The organism is Chryseobacterium sp. C39-AII1 (assembly GCF_039672645.1).
Taxonomy (GTDB): Bacteria; Bacteroidota; Bacteroidia; order Flavobacteriales; family Weeksellaceae; genus Chryseobacterium.
The window spans coordinates 25,026-49,542 of record NZ_JBDFPQ010000001.1 but is presented as its reverse complement, the minus strand read 5'-3'; the positions used below and the strand labels follow the sequence as shown (position 1 = coordinate 49,542).

General features: G+C 34.8%; 25 protein-coding genes. 11 read left to right on the top strand and 14 right to left on the bottom strand.

From position 1 onward, the window contains the following. Positions 1 to 187 precede the first annotated feature (187 nt). Positions 188 to 742: a crossover junction endodeoxyribonuclease RuvC gene (gene ruvC / locus ABEG63_RS00195; protein WP_312400003.1), complete on the top strand. Its 555-nt coding sequence runs from the start codon at positions 188 to 190 to the stop codon at positions 740 to 742. A gap of 4 nt (positions 743 to 746) precedes the next feature. Here ruvC and ABEG63_RS00190 read toward each other — a convergent pair whose 3' ends face one another. Beyond that, positions 747 to 1,202, bottom strand: a complete 456-nt coding sequence (locus tag ABEG63_RS00190; RefSeq protein ID WP_346582070.1) for a hypothetical protein — start codon at positions 1,200 to 1,202, stop codon at positions 747 to 749. A 44-nt stretch (positions 1,203 to 1,246) separates the two neighbouring features. After that, positions 1,247 to 3,142 carry a zinc-dependent metalloprotease gene (locus ABEG63_RS00185; RefSeq protein WP_346582068.1) on the bottom strand — a complete coding sequence of 632 codons (1,896 nt, stop codon included), beginning with the start codon at positions 3,140 to 3,142 and terminating at the stop codon, positions 1,247 to 1,249. Positions 3,143 to 3,364: 222 nt separating this feature from the next. Here ABEG63_RS00185 and ABEG63_RS00180 point away from each other — a divergent pair, with 222 nt between their 5' ends. The 3 genes from ABEG63_RS00180 to ABEG63_RS00170 all read left to right on the top strand — a co-directional run bounded on the left by ABEG63_RS00180 (position 3,365) and on the right by ABEG63_RS00170 (position 5,579). Continuing rightward, complete coding sequence (locus ABEG63_RS00180) at positions 3,365 to 4,435, top strand: DUF4407 domain-containing protein (RefSeq protein WP_346582067.1); 1,071 nt, start codon at positions 3,365 to 3,367, stop codon at positions 4,433 to 4,435. A gap of 155 nt (positions 4,436 to 4,590) precedes the next feature. Further along, positions 4,591 to 5,058: a redoxin domain-containing protein gene (locus ABEG63_RS00175; RefSeq protein ID WP_346582066.1), complete on the top strand. Its 468-nt coding sequence runs from the start codon at positions 4,591 to 4,593 to the stop codon at positions 5,056 to 5,058. A 2-nt stretch (positions 5,059 to 5,060) separates the two neighbouring features. Next, positions 5,061 to 5,579, top strand: coding sequence for a DsbA family protein (locus ABEG63_RS00170; protein WP_346582065.1), 519 nt, complete (start codon positions 5,061 to 5,063; stop codon positions 5,577 to 5,579). Between the two features lie 141 nt (positions 5,580 to 5,720). Here the strand turns inward: ABEG63_RS00170 and guaB are convergent, their stop codons facing one another. From guaB to ABEG63_RS00140, 6 genes are all read right to left on the bottom strand, one after another. Next, positions 5,721 to 7,181 carry an IMP dehydrogenase gene (gene guaB / locus ABEG63_RS00165; RefSeq protein WP_346582063.1) on the bottom strand — a complete coding sequence of 487 codons (1,461 nt, stop codon included), beginning with the start codon at positions 7,179 to 7,181 and terminating at the stop codon, positions 5,721 to 5,723. A 154-nt stretch (positions 7,182 to 7,335) separates the two neighbouring features. Further along, positions 7,336 to 7,836: a DUF4252 domain-containing protein gene (locus ABEG63_RS00160; RefSeq protein WP_346582062.1), complete on the bottom strand. Its 501-nt coding sequence runs from the start codon at positions 7,834 to 7,836 to the stop codon at positions 7,336 to 7,338. Between the two features lie 12 nt (positions 7,837 to 7,848). Beyond that, positions 7,849 to 9,129, bottom strand: coding sequence for a DUF4252 domain-containing protein (locus ABEG63_RS00155; RefSeq protein ID WP_346582061.1), 1,281 nt, complete (start codon positions 9,127 to 9,129; stop codon positions 7,849 to 7,851). A gap of 65 nt (positions 9,130 to 9,194) precedes the next feature. Next, positions 9,195 to 9,872: a hypothetical protein gene (locus ABEG63_RS00150; protein ID WP_346582060.1), complete on the bottom strand. Its 678-nt coding sequence runs from the start codon at positions 9,870 to 9,872 to the stop codon at positions 9,195 to 9,197. Further along, complete coding sequence (locus tag ABEG63_RS00145) at positions 9,847 to 10,308, bottom strand: sigma-70 family RNA polymerase sigma factor (protein WP_346582818.1); 462 nt, start codon at positions 10,306 to 10,308, stop codon at positions 9,847 to 9,849. Before ABEG63_RS00145 ends, ABEG63_RS00150 begins: the two co-directional genes overlap by 26 nt. Positions 10,309 to 10,440: 132 nt before the next feature. Further along, positions 10,441 to 10,785: a helix-turn-helix transcriptional regulator gene (locus ABEG63_RS00140; RefSeq protein ID WP_346582058.1), complete on the bottom strand. Its 345-nt coding sequence runs from the start codon at positions 10,783 to 10,785 to the stop codon at positions 10,441 to 10,443. A 157-nt stretch (positions 10,786 to 10,942) separates the two neighbouring features. Here ABEG63_RS00140 and ABEG63_RS00135 point away from each other — a divergent pair, with 157 nt between their 5' ends. Genes ABEG63_RS00135 through ABEG63_RS00125 form a run of 3 tightly spaced genes read left to right on the top strand, consistent with a single transcriptional unit; the run spans position 10,943 to position 14,066 of the window. After that, entirely contained in the window at positions 10,943 to 12,286 is a 1,344-nt protein-coding gene (locus ABEG63_RS00135; RefSeq protein WP_346582056.1) for a hypothetical protein, read from the top strand. Between the two features lie 11 nt (positions 12,287 to 12,297). After that, positions 12,298 to 12,870, top strand: coding sequence for a hypothetical protein (locus ABEG63_RS00130; RefSeq protein ID WP_346582054.1), 573 nt, complete (start codon positions 12,298 to 12,300; stop codon positions 12,868 to 12,870). 41 nt (positions 12,871 to 12,911) lie between these two features. After that, positions 12,912 to 14,066, top strand: a complete 1,155-nt coding sequence (locus tag ABEG63_RS00125; RefSeq protein WP_346582052.1) for a hypothetical protein — start codon at positions 12,912 to 12,914, stop codon at positions 14,064 to 14,066. 78 nt (positions 14,067 to 14,144) lie between these two features. Here ABEG63_RS00125 and ABEG63_RS00120 read toward each other — a convergent pair whose 3' ends face one another. From ABEG63_RS00120 to ABEG63_RS00110, 3 genes are all read right to left on the bottom strand, one after another. Further along, positions 14,145 to 15,347, bottom strand: coding sequence for an IS256 family transposase (locus tag ABEG63_RS00120; protein WP_346582050.1), 1,203 nt, complete (start codon positions 15,345 to 15,347; stop codon positions 14,145 to 14,147). Positions 15,348 to 15,471: 124 nt separating this feature from the next. Then, the gene (locus ABEG63_RS00115) at positions 15,472 to 16,632 is read right to left on the bottom strand and encodes a GlmU family protein (RefSeq protein ID WP_346582048.1); all 1,161 of its coding nucleotides are present in this window, start codon (positions 16,630 to 16,632) and stop codon (positions 15,472 to 15,474) included. A 197-nt stretch (positions 16,633 to 16,829) separates the two neighbouring features. Further along, positions 16,830 to 17,081 (bottom strand): type B 50S ribosomal protein L31, encoded by a 252-nt coding sequence (locus ABEG63_RS00110; RefSeq protein WP_034678914.1) that lies wholly within the window; start codon positions 17,079 to 17,081, stop codon positions 16,830 to 16,832. 181 nt (positions 17,082 to 17,262) lie between these two features. Here ABEG63_RS00110 and ABEG63_RS00105 point away from each other — a divergent pair, with 181 nt between their 5' ends. From ABEG63_RS00105 to ABEG63_RS00090, 4 genes are all read left to right on the top strand, one after another. Then, on the top strand, positions 17,263 to 18,675 hold the full coding sequence (locus ABEG63_RS00105; RefSeq protein ID WP_346582045.1) for a hypothetical protein: 1,413 nt from the start codon (positions 17,263 to 17,265) through the stop codon (positions 18,673 to 18,675). Next, positions 18,676 to 19,002 carry a nucleotide pyrophosphohydrolase gene (locus ABEG63_RS00100; protein ID WP_225690424.1) on the top strand — a complete coding sequence of 109 codons (327 nt, stop codon included), beginning with the start codon at positions 18,676 to 18,678 and terminating at the stop codon, positions 19,000 to 19,002. A 90-nt stretch (positions 19,003 to 19,092) separates the two neighbouring features. Next, entirely contained in the window at positions 19,093 to 20,316 is a 1,224-nt protein-coding gene (locus tag ABEG63_RS00095; protein ID WP_346582043.1) for a 3-phosphoshikimate 1-carboxyvinyltransferase, read from the top strand. Positions 20,317 to 20,398: 82 nt separating this feature from the next. Beyond that, positions 20,399 to 20,890 carry a hypothetical protein gene (locus ABEG63_RS00090; RefSeq protein WP_346582041.1) on the top strand — a complete coding sequence of 164 codons (492 nt, stop codon included), beginning with the start codon at positions 20,399 to 20,401 and terminating at the stop codon, positions 20,888 to 20,890. A gap of 192 nt (positions 20,891 to 21,082) precedes the next feature. Here ABEG63_RS00090 and ABEG63_RS00085 read toward each other — a convergent pair whose 3' ends face one another. The 3 genes from ABEG63_RS00085 to ABEG63_RS00075 form a co-directional block, all read right to left on the bottom strand. Continuing rightward, the gene (locus ABEG63_RS00085; protein ID WP_346582039.1) at positions 21,083 to 21,778 is read right to left on the bottom strand and encodes an alkaline phosphatase; all 696 of its coding nucleotides are present in this window, start codon (positions 21,776 to 21,778) and stop codon (positions 21,083 to 21,085) included. After that, entirely contained in the window at positions 21,775 to 22,908 is a 1,134-nt protein-coding gene (locus ABEG63_RS00080) for an alkaline phosphatase (protein ID WP_346582037.1), read from the bottom strand. The genes ABEG63_RS00085 and ABEG63_RS00080 overlap by 4 nt, the downstream gene beginning before the upstream one ends. Before the next feature lie 80 nt (positions 22,909 to 22,988). After that, positions 22,989 to 24,497 (bottom strand): RagB/SusD family nutrient uptake outer membrane protein, encoded by a 1,509-nt coding sequence (locus tag ABEG63_RS00075; RefSeq protein ID WP_346582036.1) that lies wholly within the window; start codon positions 24,495 to 24,497, stop codon positions 22,989 to 22,991. Positions 24,498 to 24,517: the final 20 nt, after the last annotated feature.

Genomic DNA, 24,517 nt, shown 5'->3' with positions numbered 1-24,517 from the left:
CGATCTATAATTTAGGAAATGTAATCGCGGCAGCTTGTTTGTGTCATGATGGGCTTTGCCCGCCGCAGCCGCAAAAAACAAAAAATAGCGAGTGCGGAAAGCGCGAAAAAGCTTCAAATAAAAAATGATGAATTGATATCGTTGAAAAGATGAATTAAAAAGTAGGAAAATCCCTACCTTTGAGCCAATGATTGCGGAGAAAATAATATTAGGAATTGACCCTGGAACCACGGTAATGGGTTTCGGAATTATTTCTGTGAAGAAAGGAAAAATGGAGATGGTGTCAATTCATGAACTTTTGCTGAAAAAGTATCCTAATCATGAAACGAAGCTTAAATATATTTTTGATAAAACATTAGCGTTGATTGATGAATTTCACCCGGACGAAGTGGCTTTGGAAGCGCCTTTTTATGGCAAAAATGTGCAAAGTATGCTGAAGTTAGGTCGTGCGCAAGGTGTGGCTATGGCGGCCAGTCTTTATCGAAATATCCCCATTACGGAATATTCTCCAAAAAAAATAAAAATGGCGATCACCGGAAATGGAAATGCCAGTAAAGAACAGGTTGCAGGAATGCTTCAAAATCTTTTAAAACTGAAAGAATTTCCGACAAAATATTTGGATGCTTCTGATGGTTTAGCTGTCGCTGTTTGTCATCATTTTAATTCTGGGACGATTGCAGATACAAAATCATATACGGGTTGGGAAAGTTTTCTGAAACAAAATCCGGATCGGTTGAAGTAAGAGTTTACTGTCTTTCATAAACATCTTCTATTTCTCTCACTTTTCCATTTAAAATATCACTATAAATAATCACAAATTTATTATAAGATATTATTTTATACTTTTCATTTCTGAAAAGATCAACATCTGTATAAGAAATTGAATTTTCGTCAATTGTTACTAAAATTTTATCCGAAGAACTTTTCATGGAACAATCTTTTCCTGTGAAATAATTTTTAGTTAAATATATTTTATCATTTATTCGTTCAAATTTCCAAGTGTAAAGTTTCATACATTCATGTAAAGTATAAATCTTCTTTTCAGTTCCATCATTATAGTTTTTTTCGACAAACCTCCAGTTTCCTAAAAAATATTCAATCCCCGTTTTTACTTTTGGGTTATTGGGTAAGAGTTTATTTTTTTGTTGTGAATGGCAATTCATCATCAATAACAACAATATGAAAGCGGTTAATTTTTTCATAATATAGATAAAAAAAGGAGTCTTTCGACTCCTTTGTAATTATTTTAATTCATAAATTTTTTAGATTCTCTATTATCAGAGTAATTAATGATGTAAGCACCTTTTGTTAACTGCTGATTGATTTGAACTTCATTTGTTTTAGAATTACCTTTCTGAATAAGTTTTCCACTCATGTCATAGATTTGGTAATCTCCAAAAACATTGTTTTTGCCTCCAACAAGCAGCAATTTGTTTTCTGATTTAACGTAAACAATTTTAGCATCTTTACTATCCTTTACCTCAGATGTTCCTAAGACATCCAAAATTCTTACTGCATAATCCTCCACTTGTCCATACTGCAATTGTGAACATGCCGTAATATCTGGTAAAGCAACTCCGTTATATGTTGCAGCATCTACCGCTACTCTCATTCTTAAATAGGTATTCTTTACCACTCCCGCAGGTGGTGTAATATTGCTTGTTAATGTCATTCCTGCTCCAGAAGCCATAGTTGCAGATGTATTATTAACAGTCAATTCAGAATCTTCAAAAGAACCATTGTTATTATAATCAATCCAAACTTTAGTTTTCATTTTATCAGCTTGTCCGAATCCGTTTGTAAAAGTAACTTTTAATGGTGTACTATCATTAGCTACAATATCAGTATAATAAGCAGGTCTAATGCAGTTTGCTGTTGCATAATTTTCATAATATTGAGGAGCTGCTTCATCAGAATCATAACCATTTGTAATACTATTAATACCTCCAAACTGAACTCTTGTCGCCCCAATGGCAAAATTATTATTTGTAGCATGAGCTGTTCCTGCCGGATTACATTGTGCAGCAACTACTGTCACAGGCGAAGTTATTACAGTGGCAGGATCTTTTCCAGCAAGAGAATTCATCAAATTTTTTCTGTATTCCATCATCATAAGCACCGCTCTGTTTCTTTGTCCTTCGGTAAATTTTCTATTAACATTCGTATAATTCATGATATTATACTGTGTTCCATCATAATTCTGATTGGTACAAGGGTCAATACTGCTATTACCCGGAACAGGATTTATACCATACATGCTTTTTGATGGTGATGTATCACAAACTTTATCTCCGTCTGTATCGCAATTATTATTAACAGGACAATTTGCCTGATCTGTATAGTTCACACCTTGGAAAGTATGCAATAACCCGAAAGCATGTCCCAATTCGTGCGGAAAAGTGGTATTATTTTGATTTTTAATTGTTGCCACTTTCATGAAACTTTCATAGCTAAAATCATAGGTATCCGGAAATGCTGCATATCCCATTAATCCGTAAGACAATTGTTGTTGCCCGTCAAAACCAATCACTACATAAATATTAAAATAAGAAGTTTCCGGCCAGTGCGGTGCTAGTTGAGTTTTAATTGTATAATCAGCCACACCGTTATTCCCCTGCATTGCTACCCCATAGTTGTCATAACCAGCGAGAGTACTTCCGTTATATCTTACAATCCCCGTTGTTGAATTACAGTTTGGAGCTCTTTTAGCCAAAACCAACTTAAAAGGCATTACTGTTCCTCCATTTGGTCCGGTACCTTCGGCATAAAATCCATTACCATACGTTGTTGCATACATCTTGTTCGCTCTGTCTAGCCAATCTTTGATCTCCTGATCCGTTACAGCTAAATTGGAATTGGCTGCAACATTTGATTCAATAACGTGTACTACGACTGGAATTTCATAGATCTGTCCGGTGTATAAACCATTCCATGAAGTGGTAGCACCAGATTTGTTTAGATAAGAGTTTTTGTTGATTGTACTTAATTTAAGATCAAACTCTTCTCTCTTTTTCTTTAAATCAGGATATTTTCTGTCTAATTTTTCTGCTTGAAGATCGAATCCACAAAATTTTTCTGTGTTTTGAGAAAATACATTAACAAAAATCATTAATGTAAAAATAAATGTGTTTTTTTTTACCATTTGTGTGTTTTCTAAATATTTAATGCGAAAATATTAATTTTTATTTCAATTTTAAAAATATTTAACAATAATTTAAGACACATCATAAACCATCTTATCAAAGTAAATAAAATGATTGATTATCAATAATTTAATCAAATAAAAGAAATTACTTTGCAAAACATAATACTATCTTTTACAATGGTATGATTTTTAATACTAATTTTGTATAAATTTTCTATCATGAAAAATAATCAACAAACTATAAATCAAGCGAATCATAAAATAAATTGGTTCCAAAAGTTTCTGATGGTTTGCTCCGGCGGAAACATTCATATTTTGAGAAAAACACCCAGCGAATGGAACAAATTTGCTGGAATTGGTGGTATTGTACTTTTTACGGCTGTATTTGCAACATTATCTGCAGGGTATGCTATGTTTACCGTATTCGATAATATTGGGGCGGCTGTTGGATTCGGAATTTTATGGGGATTAATGATTTTCAATCTCGACAGATACATCGTTTCTTCTATTAAAAAAACAGGAGCTTGGTGGAATCAAATTTTAATGGCAATTCCTCGTCTAATTTTAGCTATATTTTTAGGTATTATTATTTCAAAACCTTTAGAACTGAAAATATTTGAAAAAGAAGTGAACAAGCAATTGAATACAATCATTCAAAGAAATAAAAAACAGCTTCAGGGTGAAATGAATGGCAGAATTCTTCAGCAAAGTGGCCCTTTTGAAACCGAGAAAAAACAAATTTCCGAAAAGCTGGCTCAATATCAAAAATCGTATGATTCTGCAGCTGTTGAATTGGAAAAAGAAATTTTAGGAAAACAATCCACATTAACCAGTGGAAAAGAAGGTTTTGGTCCCAATGCAAAGCGTAAACAGGAATTGAAAGAGCAACGAAGAGTAGACTTAGAAAATTATCAAAAACAAATCGCTCCAAGACTAGATTATTTAGATAAAGAAATATCAAAAGTATACACTAATCTCGAAACAGAAAGAAAATCTACCGAAACAGTTGAAGATAAATTCAATGGGTTTGCAGCAAGATTACAGGCTTTGGATGAGCTTGGTAAAAACTCTGCAATTATTGCTCTGGCCGCAAGTTTTATTATGGGATTATTCATCTGTCTGGAAATTTCTCCGGTTTTAGTTAAGCTGATTTCCGCTGTTGGCCCCTATGATTATCTTTTAGAAAAAACTGAAAATGATTTCAGATTATATTCCAAAGAAAAAGTAGAAAAAGGGAATTTTCTGACAGATTTCAGGATTGAAGATTTCAAAAATAAATTAAGGAAATAAAACCTTAGCAAATTAGACTAAGCTTTCGGAAATTCCGGAAGCTTTTTTATTTGATTTTTAATATTAATTTAAGACTTCCATCCTCAATAATTAAATTCTTATCCTTAAATTTAATAGATCATTCAAAACACAGTTAATAAACAAACCACAACAATATGATATTAGAAAAAGGAACTACCGCTCCAGATTTTGACCTTCACTCTACTCCTGATCAAAAACTAAAACTTACGGATTTTTCAGGCAAAAACCTCATCTTAGTTTTCTATCCGGCAGACTGGAGCCCGGTATGTGGAGACCAGGTCACTTTATACAATGAAATGTTGAGTATTTTTCGTAAATACAATGCTGATATTTTGGGGATTTCCGTAGATAGCGCCTGGTGCCATGATGCTTTTATGGCCGATAGAAAATTACACTATCCATTACTTGCAGATTTTAATCCGAAAGGTGAGGTTTCCAAAGCGTATGGCGTTTATAATGAAGAAAACGGAACATCAAAAAGAGCATTATTTGTGATTGATAAAGATGGAATCATTCATTGGAGTTATTTATCTCCGGATGGTATAAATCCAGGAGCAGATGGCATTATCGATGCTTTGGAAGAATTAAATAAAAATGCTTAGCCATGTCAAAATTAAGAATTCCCATCGGGAAAGACGATCATATTCTTGGAAATCCGGACACGGCAAAAATTGTGTTGGTGGAATATGGAGATTATCAATGTCCATATTGCGGACATGCCTTTCCTTTAGTTAAAAAATTTGTGGAAGAATATGGAAATGACGTTGCTTTTGTATTCAGAAATTTTCCACTGACTGATTCTCATGAATTTGCCATGTCTGCCGCAACAATTGCCGAAGCTGCCGGAAAACAAGGAAAGTTTTGGGAAATGCATGACCTCATCTATAATAATCAAAATTTGTTGAGCCAGGAAATGTTGAAAGAATGCGTAACCGCTTTGCATCTTGATTTTAACAAAATTGAAAATGACATCACGACTTCTGATATTCAGGATAAAATAGAAGCTGATTTTGAAGGTGGCGTGAGAAGCGGTGTCAACGGAACACCTTCATTTTTTGTAAATAATCAGAAATGGGAAGATTATGACGGAACTTATGATTCTTTTGTTGATCTAATTTCTTAGGTTAAATATTTCAATGTAGATTTTGGCTAAAGCCAGATTCACAAAACTTTTATGAAAGCTGGCTAAAGACCGCTCCTATTGATAAAAAAATAAGGCTGCCTCAAAACGAGATAGCCTTATTAATTATATTTAATTTATTATTTACAAAGAATAATTCGGAGCTTCCTGAGTGATGATAACATCGTGAGGGTGAGATTCTTTCAATCCGCTTCCTGTAATCATTACCATTTTAGTTTCAGTTTGTAAAGCGGTAACATCTTTAGCTCCACAATATCCCATTCCTGCTCTAAGACCTCCAACTAACTGGAAAATAACTTCTTCCAATTTTCCTTTACTAGGAACTCTTCCTTCGATACCTTCCGGAACGAATTTTTTAGCCTCACTTTGGAAATATCTCTCTTTTCCACCTCTCTTCATGGCAGAAAGACTTCCCATTCCTTGGTAGGTTTTGAATTTTCTACCTTGGAAGATAATTTCTTCACCCGGAGCTTCGTCAGTTCCGGCAAGAAGTGAACCTAACATTACTGCCCCTGCTCCACTTGCAATCGCTTTTACGATATCTCCTGAAAGTTTAATACCACCATCAGCGATTACCGTTACATTTTTAGTCTGAGCATATTCGTACACATTGTAAATAGCAGATAATTGAGGAACTCCAACTCCCGCAACAACTCTCGTTGTACAGATAGAACCCGGACCAACCCCTACTTTAAGAACGTTTGCACCAGCTTCGATCAAATCTTTTGCAGCTTCCGCTGTTACGATATTTCCACCAACGATATCCAAATCGGGATATGCTTGTCTAATTTCTTTAATTTTATTTAAAACTCCGATAGAATGACCGTGAGCAGAATCGATACCGATGATATCAACTCCAGCGTTTACTAAAGCTTCAATTCTTTCCAACGTATCTTCACCAACACCGACACCCGCTCCAACAATTAATCTACCGTTCTGATCTTTATTAGCATTTGGGTATTCTAACTGATTATCAATATCTTTAATAGTAATTAAACCAACCAATTTATTTTCAGCATCAACGATAGGAAGTTTTTCCACTCTATTTTTAAGAAGAATTTCTTTAGCCTGCTCTAGATTGGTATTCTTATCAGAAGTAATTAAATTATCTTTCGTCATGAATTCCTCCACTTTTACGTCAAGGTTTTCCTGATACTTTACATCTCTGTTGGTAATGATTCCGATCAATACATTCTCAGCATCTACAACCGGAAGACCAGAGATTTTATATTTAGCCATTAAGCCTTTAGCTTCACCTAAAGTATGATCTTTTGAAAGGGTAACAGGATCAGAGATCATTCCGTTTTCAGAACGTTTTACTCTGTTTACTTGTGCAGCCTGTTCCGCGATCGTCATATTTTTATGAATGAAGCCCAAACCTCCGACTCTCGCTAATGCAATCGCCAATTCAGCTTCCGTCACGGTATCCATTGCAGCGGAAACGATAGGAACGTTAAGCGTAATTTTGTCGGTAAGTCTTGATTTTAATGAAACCTGATTAGGTAAAACTTCTGAATAAGAAGGAACTAGAAGCACGTCATCGAAAGTGATGGCTGTCTCTACAATTTTGTTATGAATAGACATCTTTACTTTCTTGCAAAATTAAGACATTTTGGCGACATACGAAAATAGATTTTAATAGTTTAAATAAAACTTAATAATCCATAACTTAAATCAAAAAACCGTTCAAATGTGAACGGTTTTGGTTGTACAAAATAATAAGTTATATGATATGAAGTTACTTATCCTTGGCAAAATTGATCATTCTTGAAATATCATCGGCGGTAAAACTTCCCCTGATATCTACAAAAACCAACTCTTTATCTGAGTTCACCGTAAGAAGCATATTTTTAATGGCTTCTCCTTTTTGTTTTACTCTTACATTTACATTGTCGCCCTCATGTTTTATGGTTGCCCATTCTTCGTAATTATTATCATTTAAATAATTGGCAAATTCTTTCAACATAGTTCTGTCACCATTTTCAACGGTCAGGACTTTTATTTTTGAAACTTTTTTCACCAGCCTCATCACCTCTTTACTGTCGCCATCTTCCTTCAATGCTCTTCTGATGATTGGTTTGGCTAAAAACATCGGAACATTAATGCTTGCAAATTTTGCCCCTTTAAAATCTCGTCCCGAATCTGAAAAATAAGCCATATTCGGTTTTTCTGAAACGATGCAAGACTGCATCATAAACATCGCACAAAAGATGATAACTATGTTTTTTAAAATTTTCATGGCAATATTGTTTTAGTTGATTTGTTTTAAATTTCCTCCTGATGTTTTGCTGATTTTAGAATCAATATCCGGATTTCCTTTATATTTTACCAAACCTCCTGAAGAAGCTTTCACATTTAATTTATCTGAAACCGTTACTGAAACTGTTCCTCCGGAAGTTGCTTCTGTATCTAGTGTTTTTAGAACAAAATTTTCCGCTTTACACACCGCTCCGCTGCTGATGTCGATCATTCCTGAAGTTGCTCTGCCTTCCAGATTGGCTTCAGAACCGCTGGAAGATTTCACATTAATCATCTTAGTGCTGATAGAAGCTTTTACATTCGATCCCGAACTTGTTTCTACATTCGTAATATTTGAAACTTCAAAATTTCCTTTTAAAACAGAACCTGAAGAAGTATCAAGGCTCAGATTATTTTCTCTGATGGTATTTACTGCGGTGAAAGTTCCTCCTGAAGACGTTCTGATATCATTTAATCTTGGTGACGAAACATTTACACTGATATTTTTAAATTTCAGATTTTTCTGACCTTTATTATCAATATAAACCTTTAGCATTCCGCCTTCCACTTTGGTGATGATATATTGAAGCTTGTCGGCATCGGCAATTACCTTTACACTCGTTGGATTTTCCTGTTTGAAAACCACATTTACCCCCGTGCTCACCTGAATGGCTGAAAAATCACCTACATTTCTGGATTCACCACTTAAATAAGAAGAATTACTTTCTGAACTAACACTTGTTCTCGTATTGGTTGCCGGATTGAATTTTGTCTCGCTGGAATTAATAAGTTTATTCACGTCATCCATTGATAGTTTCCCGTCAAGCTTTACCAAAATATTTTCGCCACCACCACTATCGATACTCAACAACAGATCATCCAGGATACCATCTTTAGCTTCCGAAGAAAGAAATTTTATTTTCGATCCGGAACTGTTCATCGTCATGATCTCACTATAGTTGAGATTTTTAAGATAAGATGAAATATCTCTATTTAATTCAGAAAGATTTACCTGAACTTTTTTTCCGTCTTTACTGTTGGCGTTTTCAGGATTTTCTGTAATCAAAACTCTCAGACCTTTGATTTTAGCTAAAAGAGGTTTAATCTGATCCAGTTGAGAATCTTCAATATTCAGACTGCTGAGCATTCCAAACATCGGTTTTGCAATTTTAATGGAGGTTACCCCCTCAGCTTCCTGATATTTTTCAAGGAGCTTATCGAATTTGTCATCCTGGCCGTACACATTGAAGAAATGTGAAAAGGCCAATGCTAATATGATGAATATTTTTTTCATGAGTCAATTTTATTTTATCAATGATTATTAGTGCCTGATCAGGTGCATAATCTTAAAAAGGTTAATTAATAGTCGTCATCTACGACGGTTGGTTGGGCTAATTTATCACTAACGTTATTTGCAAATATCTGAAATGAATACTTAGTTACATTAATGGCTTCTTCCACATTATCAATTCTTTTTCCGTTTACAATCACGTAAGAATCTTTGTATCCTGTAGAATCTTTTGAAGCATTTTTATAAGAAGAATTGCTTACATATTTCGGCTTTCTTTCTTTTTTCATCCTACCTCTTTTCGATAGAATCTGGTCTAAAACATCTTTTTCAGCTAAAGTATTTTCCTGAAAGATTGAATCTTTTTTCGCTCCCGCAATAGAATCTTCAACATGATTCAGAGCTACTTGCTGTTGATGTTCGTTATTTTCTTCGATAAAATCTTTTTTCTGCTGTTTGATTTGATTTTCAACCAACTGAGCCTGATCATTTACCGTTGAATTTGTATTATAATTAATTATAAATCCGATACTTAACAGCAAAACCAAACTCGCAGCCATCCAGAACCATTTCGGGAAAGAAGGTTTGCTTTTCGTATTGATCGGGATAATCGGAGTTTCATTCTGAACTTCAGTCTCCTGTTTTCCTTCTGCTTTGATAAGGAAATCTTCAAAATCCCAGTCCATTTTCTCTTCCTTTAACTGTTGGAAGATTTCATCGTATTTATCTTGAAATTTGTCTTTGTTCATAATCCATCAATTGAGAGATTTGTTCTTTTACCTTTTGTCTTGCCCGCATAAGATTTACTCTTACCGCGTTTTCTTCCATTTCCATCATTTCGGCGATCTCCGAAACTTCATATTCTTCTACATCTTTTAAATGGATAACCATCTTTTGTTTTTCCGGAAGCTGATTGATAAAACCTATAATATGTTCTTTCAAATTGTTCACTTCCATGCTGTAAAGCTCTGACCGATGAAGCTGCAGATCTGCAAAACCCTGTTTCACATCATAATGCTTCAATCTGTTCAGGCATTCATTCCGGACGGCTTTCAGCGCGTAAGATTTTAAATTCCCAAACTGCGCCAGCTCCTCTTTTTTCTGCCAAAACTTGATCATCAGATCCTGAACCACATCTTCCGCTTCATCACTGCTCATGACAAACCTTTTCGCAAAGCGATACATCTCATTTTTGAGAATAAACACCGTACTCTTAAAAGTCTCTTGGGTCATAAGTTTTGTTTCTATAAGTAAGACAACCGGAATTTCAATTCTATTACATCAAAAATAAAAAAACTTCAAAAAAATTTGAAGTTTCTATTTTTTATCGAGAAGCTGCTTCAGATAAGCGATCTCAGAATCCTTGTCTTTAAGCCGTTGTTCGTACTGTTCTATTAATTTATCAGGTAATTGATTTTGATAAATAAATCCACTGTGATCACCATTCGTACTATTAATAGTAATGTTATCTCCGCTTAAAAAATCAAGCACACTTACCTCCAAAACTTTGGCGATGTCTTCTACCTGATGAAAATCGGGTTTACTTTTATCATTCTCAAAATTAGAATACGTTTTCTGAGAAACATTCAGTACTTCTGCAAGATATTCTTGGGTAAAGTTTTTATGCATTCTCGCTTTTTTTAGTTTTTCACCTAAAGTCATAGCGCAACAATATTTTTATCAAAATTACATAAAATTTTCTTTTAGAAAAAAAGTACGGAAAGCAGTAATTTTTTACTTCATTATATCACTTATTTTTTCACACCTTTGTTGAGTTATAAAAAAAGTATATATTTACAATTCTAAAAAACAAATGTTTATGAAGAAAAAATTATTTCTCCGGCTCGTGCCGTTGATGGTTTTAGCCATCTCTCTGCAGTCCTGCAGAACCAATGAAGATCTTCTTGCGTCTAAAGAAGAAGCCTATTACTCCAACAAATTTCAGGTATTTACTTCAGTTAATAATGAAACTGTAGACTACGCCAAAGGATTTAATATACTTTTTGAAAAGTATGATTCTATTCATGGTACTGCCTATGCCAGAACTACTTTATTGAAAAAAGAAAGTTTCAACAAAAATGATTCTGAATATGTAGAGTTTAATCTGCATTCTCAGACTATGCTGTTGGACGATGGTGAACGATGGGTGATCTATCCCATGATTGCCAATAGACAAGTTACCGGCCTGATGGTGGGAATCCTTAGTAAAGACGAAACAGAAGTTGAGTTCCGAAAATTAGATTCGGGAACTGATTATTATAATGAAGTGATAGAAAAATTTCGTTTTGCCTTTATGAAAAGTAATTTAAATCAGAGATTGGGAAATACAGCAAGTCGTTGTGGATATGACGGGTCTGATCCCTGTGATATAGAAGAGGTCGTAATTTCTGCGCCTCCTAAACCCAAGCCTGGTGGTGGTGGCCCTAAAAGTGGCTGTACAGGACTTAACAACTGTTTTGATCCTACAGCAGGAGTTGGAGGCGGAGGTGGACCAGGTGGGAATACTCCGACTGTAAATCCATGTGATAAAATAAAATCAATAATTAATAATCCTAAAATGGCTGCAGGTCTAAAAGAATTAAAAGATCAATCTACAGCAGGTGGTGAAAAAGGAATAAAATTTAAAGTTGACGGTACTCCCTCTGCAACCATAACAGGCGGAGAACACAGCGTCAACTTTGGAGATAAAACAGGGTATGCTGGAGGTTACCACAATCACACTCCAACAGGAATCCCAATGTTATCACCACCTGATATAGACCAGCTACTAGGTTTTGCTAGAGCACAACCCACCTCTAACCCCGCCAATGTAAATAATGCATACTTAGGAATGATTGCACCAAACGGCATGCATTATGTTATCTGGTTTAGTGGAACTTATCAGGATGCTATAACAACTTTTTCACAAAGTCAAATTGATAGCTATATAATTGACTATAGAATATTAAAGAATGATTTAACATCAACCATTGCTAGTGGAACAACATATATAAATCCCGATGGTACAATAAATAATTTGGGCGTAGAAAAATTATTTGCTGAAACTCTAAAAAATATGGGATTGCAGGGTAAAATAAACCTACAAAGAATCGAAAATAGCGGAGTAGTACAAAATATTAATCTTGATAACAACATGCCATCTGCAGTACCATGTAATAATTAAAAAAAAAAAAAATGATAAAATTAAAAACACTTATATTATCCTTCTTTATGACTGGAGTTATATGCTCAAACTATAAGAGCCAAACAATTGCACTCAATACTCCTTTGCTCGAAATTCCTCCAAATGCCTATAAAAAAGATTTAAATAATGAATTAGAATCTTATACCGGCATTTACAAAGCGAATTTTCAGAGTAAGGAAATCACTCTCTACATAACTAAAATTGAACATGTATTACAAAAAAGCTCTCGAAAAAATTATTATTCAGATATATTAGATATTAAATATATTATCAAAAATGTAAATGGTTCAGTTCTTCAGGATACAAAAAATGATATTAATTCTAAAATAAAATTTTTTAGTATTCAAACACGACCAACTTTAAATACAATTATTTTTTTCTATAGCGGAACAAATTGCAATGTAGGCTGGGGAGACATCTTTTTAAAAAAAATAAGTCCAACACAAATATCATGGGAGTATCACCCTGATGATATTATTCTTGATGAAAGTAGATGTCCTCAAGGGGCAGATATTAATATTTATCTTCCCGAAACAAAGGATTTAATTTTTACTAAACAATAAAGTCAAAAACCTCCAATCGGAGGTTTTTAAAATTACAAAGTATGAAAAAAATATTATTCCTTTTAATTCTCCTGTCCACTCATTATAATACTCAAGTCATAAAAGATTCAATTTTAGGGAACCCTAAATTTGTAAAAGAATATGTTATTTTCTTAAATGATTCCGGACCTTTTACTTTTATGAGAGGAGATAATGAATATGGTCATTCTATAAGAATGGTTCCTAAAATTCTAAGAGAAAGCATGAGAGATACATGGTTTGAAACCGATTTTTGCAGATATATCAATAATGAAACTTATTATGATAAAAACCGAAATGTTACAAAGGAAATATGGTATTATAAATCAGGAGAAATTGTTGATGACTATGATTATACTTATGATAATCTAAATAGATTAGCTACAGAAAGATCTAAGAATGATCGTTCAGAAGACAATTATCGTTTTTTTTATGATAAAAATAGTAAAGTTCTAAAGTTTAGAGAAATTTACTCTAAATGGAAAGATGAGCCTATGAAGAAATATATTCATAATATAGAAAGTAATAAACCTTTATTTGTTTCAAAATTTGATACGATTACTCGAACCGACAGTATTTTTGCTATAACCGATTTTGTGTGGAAAAAGGTAGGAGAAAATTCTTTTCAAGAGGGAAATGATTCAATTTTTCGAAAAAAACTCAGCAGGGTTAATTTTTATGACAACGAATTCCAAATTAAAGAATCAAAGTTTTTTGATTATAAACTTGACTATTATAACAAAAAGCTTTTTCAAAGTGGATACACAAAATACGAATACGATTTATTAGGTAGAATTAAAAAAGAAACACAAATAAAAGATGACAAATACCATTACTTTATACCCGAAAAAAATGGAAAGTATAGAGAGGAAATAAAAGATGGAGGTTATGCAAGTATATCATCTACAGATTATGAACATTATAATGATGGTAATCTTAAAACAAGAACACATTTTTATCAAGGAAATATCTCAAATCAAATCCAGTTTGTATATAAAAATAATCATATAGAAAAACTTATTTATTTAGATACTTGGGGTAAAACTAAAGATGATTTAAAGCCAACAGAAGTTATATTCAAATATAAATTCGACAAACAAAAAAACTGGACAGAAGTTATAAAAAATGTCAACGGAAAAGATTTATATAAATGGGTAAGACAAATTGAATACTACTAAATATAAAAACCTCCAATCGGAGGTTTTTAAAGACACTATCCCGTAAAGTGTGTAAGTTAAAAAGTCAGGGCTTAGATTTTATAATCTGAGCCTTTTGTCAAAAATAAGCATAAATTGGTTGAGGACAATACCCCAATTCTGCATAGGCATTGTCCATTTTTTAGTAGCTTCTTTTAATGCCAAATAAACTGATTTCATTACAGCATCATCAGTAGGAAAAGACATTTTATTTTTGGTATATTTTCTTATTTTGCCGTTGAGATTTTCAATTAAATTTGTGGTGTAAATGATTTTTCGTATTTCGAGAGGAAATTCAAAGAATACGGTCAACTCATCCCAATTGTTTCGCCAGGATTGGATAGCATAAGAATATTTACTTTCCCATTTGTCTGCAAAATCACCCAGAGCTGCTTGAGCCGCTTGTTTTGTTGGAGCGGTGTAAATATGCTTCATATCGGCAGAAAATTCTTTTCTGTCCTTCCAAACCACATATTTGCAGGCATTTCTTATTTGATGGACAACGCAAATTTGGGTTTGAGATTCAGGAAAGACGGAACGGATGGTTTGGGTAAATCCGTTTAAGTTATCGGTAGCGGTGATGAGAATATCCTCCACACCACGGGCTTTTAAATCCGTGAGAACACTCATCCAGAAGGCTGAACTTTCATTTTTTCCAAGCCACATTCCCAAGACCTCCTTTCTCCCGTCACGGTTTAATCCAACAGCCAGATAAATGGTTTTATTAATGACTTTGGAATTTTCCCTTACCTTGAAAACAATCCCATCCATCCAGACAATGAGATACAAATCTTCAAGCGGGCGGTTCTGCCAGCTCACAACTTCACTGGCAACCGCATTGGTGATTCGTGAGATGGTAGAGGAAGAAACCTCAAAATCATACATCTCTTTAATTTGTTCTTCAATATCACTTACACTCATTCCCTTAGCATAAAATGAGATGATAATATTCTCCAAACCATCGATAATATTATGTCTCTTTGGAACCAATGCTGGTTCAAAACTACCTTCACGATCTCTGGGAACTTTAATTTCAGATTCTCCAAATGAGGATTTTATCTTTTTAGTCCCGTGACCGTTACGGTAATTTCCTGTGGCAGATTTCTGATGTTTATCATTATCCAAATGGGAGTCCAATTCTGCATCAAGCATATGCTCTACAGCTCGTTTGTGCATTTCTTTGAAGAAAGAAGTTAAGTCTTCTCCATTTTTAAAGGACTTGTAAAAATCCTTGTTGTTTAATAATTCTTCTTTGTCGATCATAACTATGTAATGGTTAAAAATAATAAAAAGTTATTTCCGTAAATTTTTTGAGCTATAAGGGCTCAAAATTTTCCAGAATAACTTTTTAACTTACACAGTTAGTGAGATACTACCTTTTTAAATTTTAATACGCATCAAAAATATGTTTCATAATCGCCTTATCCTTATCCGTTAAAGCGACATTTCTTCTCGCCATTGCCCTTTCAGCGACTTCATAAGCTTTGTCTAGTTTAAACTTTTCATCGCCTTTAAAACCTCCCCACGAGAAATTTTCAATCAAATTAGGAGGAAAACCTTCTTTAAAAATATTAGAAGCTACGCCCACAACCGTTCCTGTATTCAACTGAGTATTGATAGCTGTTTTAGAATGATCGCCCATAATTAATCCTGCAAACTGAAGACCTGTATCTTCGAACGCTTTGGTTCTATAATTCCAAAGTTTTACGTGACCGTAATTATTCTTCATGTTGGATGAATTGGAATCAGCTCCGAAATTACACCATTCCCCAATCACAGAATTTCCGATGAAACCATCATGCCCTTTGCTGGAATATCCAAAAATAATAATGTTATTCACTTCGCCTCCCACTTTACATTGCGGACCAATAGTCGTCGCTCCATAAATTTTTGAGCCCAAATTGAATTTAGAGCCTTCTCCTAAGGAAATAGGGCCGCGAAGATGACAACCTTCCATCACTTCCGCATTTTTTCCGATGTATATTTTTCCGGTTTTGGTATTTAAGGTAGAAAATTCTACTTGAGCTCCTTCTTCAATAAACAAATCTTTTTGATCTCCTAAAAATCCATTGGTGGAGGAAAGTTCCTGTGAAATTCTATCTTTAGTAAGCAATTCAAAATCAAAATCGATTGCTTCTTTATTATGTGTAAAAAGATCGGTTGGCTTTTTAAAGAAAATCAAATCTTCCTTGATATCAGTCATTTTTTCGATCTGATTCAGAGAAAAGCCGTCCATATTAATTTTTGCCGCTACCAATTCATCTTCATAAACCAGTGCTTCGCCTTGCTTCAAATCTTTGATCTGCTGAATTACTGTTTCAGTGGGTAAAAAGTTGGTCACCAGAAAAAGGCTTTCTTTTTTTTCCGGTTCTGCAAATTTATCCTGCAAATAGGTTTCGGTGAAAAAAGAAATTTCCGTATTCTCTAAAATTTTCTGCCATCTTTCGGAGAACGTAAGAATTCCACAACGCATTTCTGCAACGGGACGAGTAAAAGTAAGCGGAAGAAAACCTTCCCAATATTGTGCATCTGAAAATACTAATTGCATCGTTCAGTTTTATGTTTTAAGTTTAAAATTCAAAGTTTAAACAAAAATACAAATAAAATTTTCCTCAATTAGTTTAAATAAAGAACAATATCGAAACTTAAAATCAAATTAATTTAAAAAACGAACTCCTTAATTGAAGCGCATAAAAAAAGTCTTTCGAAAATCGAAAGACTTTTAATATTTTGAATCTCAAAAAATTACTTAGCGAATTTTTTGTATTTGTTCATGAACTTATCAACTCTACCTGCAGTGTCAACTAATTTAGTTTTTCCTGTGTAGAAAGGGTGAGAAGTTGAAGAGATTTCCATTTTGATCAATGGGTACTCAGTTCCTTCAAACTCGATAGTGTCTTTTGTGTCTGCAGTAGACTTACATAAAAATACCTCGTCGTTACTCATATCTTTGAAAACAACAAGTCTATAATTTTCTGGGTGAATTCCGTTTTTCATAATACAATTTTAAAAATTAAAGTTTGCTTTCGAAATAGTAATGGTATTTCTTCTGCTAAATTTTAGGTTGCAAAAATACAATATTTTTTTAAAATTGCAAATATGCTTTCAATATTTTTTTCTTCATAAGAAATTTGAAGTATTTTCGTTACATTTGAAATCTATTTAAACTTTAATTTCGATGAAATTCAAATTATTACTGGCTTTTTCTTTCTGGATGCTTCTTATGGCTGTATCCTGTAATAAGGATGACATTAGTTTTGATCAGCCTTCGCAGGAGCTAAGATTCTCAAGAGATACTGTTTTTTGTGACACTGTTTACCACCAGGTTCGTTCGGAAACCTATGCGGTAAAAGTTTTTAATAATGAAGATAAAGATATCATTATTCCAAGAATCAACCTTGAAAAAGGAGCGGCTTCTTTATATAAGATCAATGTAGACGGGAAACCGGGTTATGATTTTAAAGATGTGCCGTTAAGAAAAAAAGACAGTCTTTATATTTTTGTTGAAATTGCACCACAAGCAACCGGTCCGGAAGCAATTGCTGAAGATCGTGTAATTTTCACGAGTCCAGCAGGGCAACAGCATGTGACTTTGTTCTCGGTGGTTCAGGATGCAGAATTTTTCATCCAAACGCCTACCAATCCGAATGTTATCAGCAATCATACCGTATGGAAGAATGATAAAGCAAAAATTATTTATGGTAATTTAACCGTGGATGAAAATATTTCTTTAGATATAGAAGAAGGAACGAAAGTATATTTCCATAAAAACAGCGGAATGAAGGTTTCCGCGGGTGCATTTTTAAATATCAACGGAACGCTGGATAAAGAAGTTGTTCTTCGTGGCGACAGAAACGATCCTTATTATGATACGATTCCTAAAAACTGGAATTCTATTAAAATGGAAGTCGGTTCTAATTTAAATATGAACCATGCAAGACTTTTCGGAGGTACAAAAGGATTGGAAATGAAGCAAACCAACGCAATCATTAATAATTCTTTCATTCATACATTTCAGGAATATGGTATTTATGCAGTGAATTCTACGGTAAATGCTAAAAACTTAGTGATGAACAATTGTGGAGAATCGTGTATCGGGATTTTCAGAGGTGGAAATCATAGCTACACCCATTCTACGATTGCCAATTATTCTAAAGTGATGAGTTCGTATAACCGAAACGGAATTTTCGCGACCAATGAATGGAAAAATGAAAGCGGACAAACCGAGCAGGGCGCTTTGCAACAGCTGAATTTACTGAACAGCATCGTTTATTCTGACAGAGATAACGGAATCAACTTTGAGCAAACGCCGGGGCAATTATTTAATTTCTTCTTTCAGAATAGTTTAATTAAATATTCCAACACTTCGGAAGCAGGATTCCAGTTTGATAATAACCCGAGCAGCATTGTTCAGTGTTATAAAAATGAAGATCCTCAGTTTGTTAATTATTTTACGGCTAAACTGAATTTAAGAGTTAAACCAAACTCTTTTGCAAGAGGGAAAGGAAGTGCTATCATCGCAGGCACCGTTCCTACTGATATCTTGAATGTTTCAAGAACTACAAATCCTACGTTAGGAGCTTATCAATAAATGGAAATTACAAATCTGCAGCAGCAAGTTGATGAATGGATAAAAACCATTGGCGTTCGTTATTTTAATGAATTGACGAATATGGCAATGCTAACGGAAGAAGTTGGAGAAGTGGCCAGAATTATCGCCAGAAGATATGGCGAGCAAAGCGAAAAAGAAAGCGATAAGAGCAAAGATCTTGGCGAAGAATTGGCAGATGTGCTTTTCGTCACGTTATGTTTAGCCAACCAAACGGGAGTTAATTTACAGGACGCTTTCGATAAAAAAATGAAAATAAAAACTGATCGCGATAAAGATCGTCATCAGAATAATGAAAAATTAAAATAGCTGGATGCCGGAAGTTGGAAGCTGGAAGTTTTTAAACTAAACTTTTTACCTCCATCTTCCCGCTTCGAGCTTCCAACATAGAAAAGAACAATGAAGAAGCTAGAAAAATCAAAATTATTAGGAAATAAAACGGTACAAATCAGCGGTTCGAAAAGTATTTCGAATCGTTTGTTGATTTTGGAAAGTTTATTTAAAAATATACAAATCGGAAACCTGTCAAATTCTCAGGATACTCAATTGCTGAAAAAAGCATTGTCTGAGAATACAGAAACCGTAGATATTCACCACGCGGGAACGGCAATGCGTTTCCTTACGTCTTATTATTCTATTCAGGACGGAAAAACGACCATTCTTACCGGTTCTGGCAGAATGAAAGAAAGACCAATCAAAAACTTGGTAACCGCTTTACAAAATCTGGGCGTTGAAATAGAATATCTGGAAAATGAAGGTTTCCCGCCATTGAAAATCACCGGAAGAAAAATCACGCAAACGAGTGTTGATGTTCCAGCCAATATTTCGAGCCAGTTTATCACTTCGCTTCTTTTGATTGCCGGAAAACTGGAAAACGGATTAGAAATTAACTTGGTTGGCGAAGTTACTTCAAGATCTTATATCGAAATGACGCTGGATATTTTAACCAAGTTCGGTATCAAAAACAGTTTCATCGGAAACACAATCAAAGTAGAATCAACCAGCAACCAACAACCAACAACCACCAACTACGAAGTAGAAAGCGACTGGAGTTCTGCCTCTTACTTCTACTCTATTGCGGCTTTGGGAAGAGAAACAATTCATTTAAAAAGCTTCTATCAATCATCCACTCAGGGCGATTCTGCGATTGCGGATATTTATGAACAGTTTTTCGGAATTAAAACAACCTTTAATGAAGACGAGCATCAATTAACGCTTCAACCTGATCCTAACTTTCAGTTTCCTGAAAAGATTATTTTGGATATGAACAACTGTCCGGATATTGCGCAAACGCTTTGTGTAACAGCAACAGCTTTAAAAATTCCATTTGAGATTTCAGGATTGGGAACATTGAGAGTGAAAGAAACTGACCGACTTTTAGCGTTATATAATGAATTGAAAAAACTGGGCGCAGAAACTGAATTTACGGATTTAACCATCAAGTCAATCAGTTTTAATGAGCCTGAAGAAAATATTATCATCAAAACGTATCAGGATCACAGAATGGCAATGAGCTTCGCACCGTTTTGCCTGCTTAAAGAATTACGGATTGAAGATGAAGATGTTGTGGAGAAATCTTATCCGATGTTCTGGGAAGATCTTTCAAGCATTTTCATTCAATAATTAAAATAAATTATCAATAAAGTGATCTGAAGAACTAACAAATTTTTCTTCAGATTACTTCATTCTTTTAACACCAATTTCAATGACAAAGTATTTATTATTCCTGACCTTTCTGGTCCCGGTGTCTCTTTGGGCACAATATCTTTTACCTAATGAAGAAATCGTTTATTCGTTTGAGACAAAAGCGGGTAAGAAAATGGTTTTGGCAAAAGATAAGCAAAATCAATATCTGCAATATCGATTTGGAAGCAAAAACAAAGTAGAAATGGAATTTCCTGCGGAAAGAACAAAAGCGAGTTGGAAAAAATTCAAATACAGATCTTATTTCAGAGGCGGAGGCAAGCAAAATGCAGGCATGGAACTGAATTATCTCACGTTTATCAACAACGGCTATACATATCAGCTATATAAATCGTATTCTGCGGAAGATTCATCCTACTCAACCGGAATCACAATTTCTGATCCGAAAGGTAAAGAGACCGAAATTTCCGGAATTTACAAATCGATAAAGGGTTGTCTTTGTGATATTCCGGATATAGGATTAGTAGAAATAGAAGATACGGGAGGTTTGTAACTTTTACAATTAAACAGAATAAAAAAATGTAGTCTTTATTAATAAGGACTACATTTTTTATCATTGATTTAACCACAAAAAGTTTAATCTGATAACTTTTAGTTTTAGAAATTTAAGACTTTTATTTTGTGATCTTTTGAATAATTTCAATTAAATCAAGCAAAATCTTTTGTCCCTTTTGTGGTAAAAAATTTATTTCTGAATTCCGTATGCCTTCATTATTTTATTGAAGATCTCCGTATTTTCAAACAATCCGGTAAACTCCTTTGAATTCGGACCATACGCAAAAACACTCGAAGGAATAGAAGTATGATCATTGGTACTGAAGTTTCCGAATACCCAACCGTCCTGCAGATTACCGTCAAGAAGCGTTAATCCACCCGTTTCGTGATCGCCAACGACAACTACCAAAGTTTCTTTATTATCGTCAGCAAATTTCATCGCTTTTCCGACCACATGATCGAAATCCAATAATTCGGTCACCAGTTGTCCCAGATTATTGCTGTGACCGCCGCCATCGGTTTGAGAAGCCTCGATCATCATGAAAAAACCGTTTTTATTATCTTTCAGATTGTTTAATGTAAGATCAAAAGCATCTGAAAGCCAGTTTCCTCTTCCGTCCGTAATTCTTTTTGAAGCCAATGGATCGATCACCAATGTTCGGTTTCCGATTTTATTCACGGATTTCAAATCTTTATAGAAATCAATTTTAGCATCTTTTATTTTCTGAGCATTTTCTGAGTTCAGACCGCTTGTCGGACCACCGATCAGAATCTTTGTTTTAGAACTGATAAAATCTTTTAAAATAATTTCCGAACTGTTTCTGTTATCCGAATGGGCATAAAAATCAGCAGGAGTCGCATCCGTGATATCTCCGGTGGAAATCAATCCTGAAACATTCCTTTTTCAGCAATAATATCAGGAATCTGTGCTAAAGCTTTTCCGGATCCGTCAACGCCTACAAAAGTATTTTTTGTTTTTACTCCTGTCGAAAAAGCCGTAGATCCGGGTGCCGAATCGGTAATATACGCGTTGGAAGAATTGGTTTTCGACAATCCGGTGGCTTTCATATTAAAGACATTCAGCTTTCCTTTATTAGCCGTAAAAGCAGCATAATATTGAGGCAAAGAAGTACCGTCCGGAATCAGAAGAATGACATTTTTCACTTTCTTAACCACTCCGTCTGTTTGGTAAGTGGGCGAATACGTTTCGTAGTTTTTTGTATTCTTATAAAAATTTTTCGGAAGGGTTGTTAAGAATTTTTTCAGATCAGGAATATGATCGGTATTGATATAATCCACACCCAGATCAATCAGATTAATCCATGCATTGGTAAAATCCGGAGCGCCGTAGAAACGGATTGCCTTGTTTTGCGCATGGGCATTATCCACCGCTTTTTTGATTGCTAAAGTTTCCTCATCTCGCGGAATACCTTTACCGTTCCATTTAATAAAATCCTGCAGATCGGCACTGAATAATCCTACTCTTTTCAACTCATCAGCCGTATATTTTTGGTTGATGTCACCATCAAAATACAAATAATTTGGATAATTTTTAAAATCCGAAGGTTTCGGACGACCTCCCGTAATAACGATTTTAACACTTGAACTGTTAGTAATTTCAGGATATTTCTTCAATACATCCGTCAATGCAGCTAAGGTCGTTTTATAATCTTGTTTAACATCTATCAACAATTGCAGTTTTTTATTGGCATCAGGATAAACACTTCCTTTATTCAGCTTAATTTGTTTTGAAATATGATCTAAATAAAGACTTTCCAACGTTCTTTCCGCAGACAGCTCCTTTTCCGAATGTGCCACCCAAAGCTGACCTTTCACTAAAAAAACATCGGCCTCAATAGAACCGAAATCAGCGTAATATGCTTCCCAAAACGGAACTTTTTGTTCATAATCATTGTGTGAATGAGCGTTGTTTATGCTATAATTCAAATAATTCTGTGCCTGATTTTTAGAAAAAACAGCTAGAGCCAATAATGCCCAAATTTTTGCTTGCTTCATATTCTCTGTATAAAAAACCATATCACTACAGAATTTTCAGTAGTGATACAGTGTACATTAATTATTGATACTTTAATTTTTTACCAGCCTTCATTTTGCTTGATGATTCCATGGCTGTTTACGATTTCTGCCTGCGGAACAGCCCATACATTGTGAATCGCCGGATTGAAATTTCTCGGAGCCCAAACCTGTTGATTGCTGCTTCCGTGAAGTGCCTGTGCATACGTTGCCTGCGCATCGCCCCAACGGACAAGATCTCTGTGTCGGTCAGACCATTCGCCTGCTAGCTCGCAACGTCTTTCATGTTTAAGATCAGCCAATGTGCAACCATTTTTTGCAGGTAATCCGGCGCGGGTTCTGATCATATTGATTTCAATATCTGCACTTTGTCCCAGCATGATTTTAGCTTCCGCTTTTATCAGAATAACCTCAGCATAACGCATGATCGGAACCGAAAGATCGGTACAAGGATAATCTCCGTTGGCACTCACGTGACCGCTGCTTAGAGGATATTTAAAGGCATCCATGTATTTATTGAACTGATAACCCGTTAATGAATTCGTAGAAGTATACGTTCTCTGCGTTCCGTTAAAAGTAAATGTATCTCCCAACCTCAACAAAGTAACGCTTCTTCTTTTATCATTGGTTTCAAACTCATCGTACAACTCTTTCGTTGGCTGAAAATATCCCCAACCGTTATATTCTCCCCAACCTTTATTTTCCAACATTACTCCCGGAAGAATACTTCCCCAAGAGGTAAATTTCGGCGTTCCCGGAATAGACCAAATATATTCTGTACTGTAATTATTTTCAGATTTAAAAACATCGGCATAGTTGGCAAGTAAAGCTCTTCCACCCTGCGTCATCACTTCATTGGCGTAATATTCTGCATTCTGATAATCTTTCATAAAAAGATAAACCTTTGCCAGCAATGCCCAAGCCGCCGCTTTGTGAGGTCTTCCGTAATCTTTAGCAGGAAGCTCTTCCTGTTTTGGCAATAAATCTGCCGCCTGTTTCAAATCATTGACGATGTAATTGTAATTGGCCATCACATTCGCTGCCCTTGGAATCGGGTTTGGATCTGGCTCTTTTGTTCTGTCAATGATCGGAACGCCAGCTTTTTCATTTCCGTAATTTGAAGCCAGTTCAAAATACATTCTGCTGCTCATAAATAAAGCTTCACCCAAATATTTATTTCTAACCGCGGTTGAAGTCTGAATATTATCAATATTTCTGATCACACGGTTGGCCACACCAATCACAGAGTATCTTTTATTCCATTGTGTTTCCAGATCTCCCGCTGCGATATAATTACTGCTGAAATTTTTAGCATTATCGGCTTCACTTCTCGCTCTTCCGGTCACCATATCGTCACTCGCGTTGATGAACCAGAACAACCCTCTTCCGTAAAATTCACTGTCGAATAAAGGTTTGTACATCGCGTTAGCTCCCGTAATCAAGTCGTTTTCTGTTTTCCAGAAACTGGCTTCTGTAGGCGTACCTTCCGGCTGAACATCAAGTTCGCTGGTACAAGATAAAAGCGTGACTGTCAATCCTGTTGCTATGATTATTTTGTTGAAATATTTCATCTTTTTTTGTTTTAAATCAT

Excerpts from the sequence above, each read along its gene's own strand:
- ruvC (WP_312400003.1), top strand. The coding sequence starts at position 188 with ATGATTGCGGAGAAAATAATATTAGGAATTGACCCTGGAACCACGGTA.
- ABEG63_RS00190 (WP_346582070.1), bottom strand. The coding sequence starts at position 1,202 with ATGAAAAAATTAACCGCTTTCATATTGTTGTTATTGATGATGAATTGC.
- ABEG63_RS00185 (WP_346582068.1), bottom strand. The coding sequence starts at position 3,142 with ATGGTAAAAAAAAACACATTTATTTTTACATTAATGATTTTTGTTAAT.
- ABEG63_RS00180 (WP_346582067.1), top strand. The coding sequence starts at position 3,365 with ATGAAAAATAATCAACAAACTATAAATCAAGCGAATCATAAAATAAAT.
- ABEG63_RS00175 (WP_346582066.1), top strand. The coding sequence starts at position 4,591 with ATGATATTAGAAAAAGGAACTACCGCTCCAGATTTTGACCTTCACTCT.
- ABEG63_RS00170 (WP_346582065.1), top strand. The coding sequence starts at position 5,061 with ATGTCAAAATTAAGAATTCCCATCGGGAAAGACGATCATATTCTTGGA.
- guaB (WP_346582063.1), bottom strand. The coding sequence starts at position 7,181 with ATGTCTATTCATAACAAAATTGTAGAGACAGCCATCACTTTCGATGAC.
- ABEG63_RS00160 (WP_346582062.1), bottom strand. The coding sequence starts at position 7,836 with ATGAAAATTTTAAAAAACATAGTTATCATCTTTTGTGCGATGTTTATG.
- ABEG63_RS00155 (WP_346582061.1), bottom strand. The coding sequence starts at position 9,129 with ATGAAAAAAATATTCATCATATTAGCATTGGCCTTTTCACATTTCTTC.
- ABEG63_RS00150 (WP_346582060.1), bottom strand. The coding sequence starts at position 9,872 with ATGAACAAAGACAAATTTCAAGATAAATACGATGAAATCTTCCAACAG.
- ABEG63_RS00145 (WP_346582818.1), bottom strand. The coding sequence starts at position 10,308 with ATGTATCGCTTTGCGAAAAGGTTTGTCATGAGCAGTGATGAAGCGGAA.
- ABEG63_RS00140 (WP_346582058.1), bottom strand. The coding sequence starts at position 10,785 with ATGACTTTAGGTGAAAAACTAAAAAAAGCGAGAATGCATAAAAACTTT.
- ABEG63_RS00135 (WP_346582056.1), top strand. The coding sequence starts at position 10,943 with ATGAAGAAAAAATTATTTCTCCGGCTCGTGCCGTTGATGGTTTTAGCC.
- ABEG63_RS00130 (WP_346582054.1), top strand. The coding sequence starts at position 12,298 with ATGATAAAATTAAAAACACTTATATTATCCTTCTTTATGACTGGAGTT.
- ABEG63_RS00125 (WP_346582052.1), top strand. The coding sequence starts at position 12,912 with ATGAAAAAAATATTATTCCTTTTAATTCTCCTGTCCACTCATTATAAT.
- ABEG63_RS00120 (WP_346582050.1), bottom strand. The coding sequence starts at position 15,347 with ATGATCGACAAAGAAGAATTATTAAACAACAAGGATTTTTACAAGTCC.
- ABEG63_RS00115 (WP_346582048.1), bottom strand. The coding sequence starts at position 16,632 with ATGCAATTAGTATTTTCAGATGCACAATATTGGGAAGGTTTTCTTCCG.
- ABEG63_RS00110 (WP_034678914.1), bottom strand. The coding sequence starts at position 17,081 with ATGAAAAACGGAATTCACCCAGAAAATTATAGACTTGTTGTTTTCAAA.
- ABEG63_RS00105 (WP_346582045.1), top strand. The coding sequence starts at position 17,263 with ATGAAATTCAAATTATTACTGGCTTTTTCTTTCTGGATGCTTCTTATG.
- ABEG63_RS00100 (WP_225690424.1), top strand. The coding sequence starts at position 18,676 with ATGGAAATTACAAATCTGCAGCAGCAAGTTGATGAATGGATAAAAACC.
- ABEG63_RS00095 (WP_346582043.1), top strand. The coding sequence starts at position 19,093 with ATGAAGAAGCTAGAAAAATCAAAATTATTAGGAAATAAAACGGTACAA.
- ABEG63_RS00090 (WP_346582041.1), top strand. The coding sequence starts at position 20,399 with ATGACAAAGTATTTATTATTCCTGACCTTTCTGGTCCCGGTGTCTCTT.
- ABEG63_RS00080 (WP_346582037.1), bottom strand. The coding sequence starts at position 22,908 with ATGAAGCAAGCAAAAATTTGGGCATTATTGGCTCTAGCTGTTTTTTCT.
- ABEG63_RS00075 (WP_346582036.1), bottom strand. The coding sequence starts at position 24,497 with ATGAAATATTTCAACAAAATAATCATAGCAACAGGATTGACAGTCACG.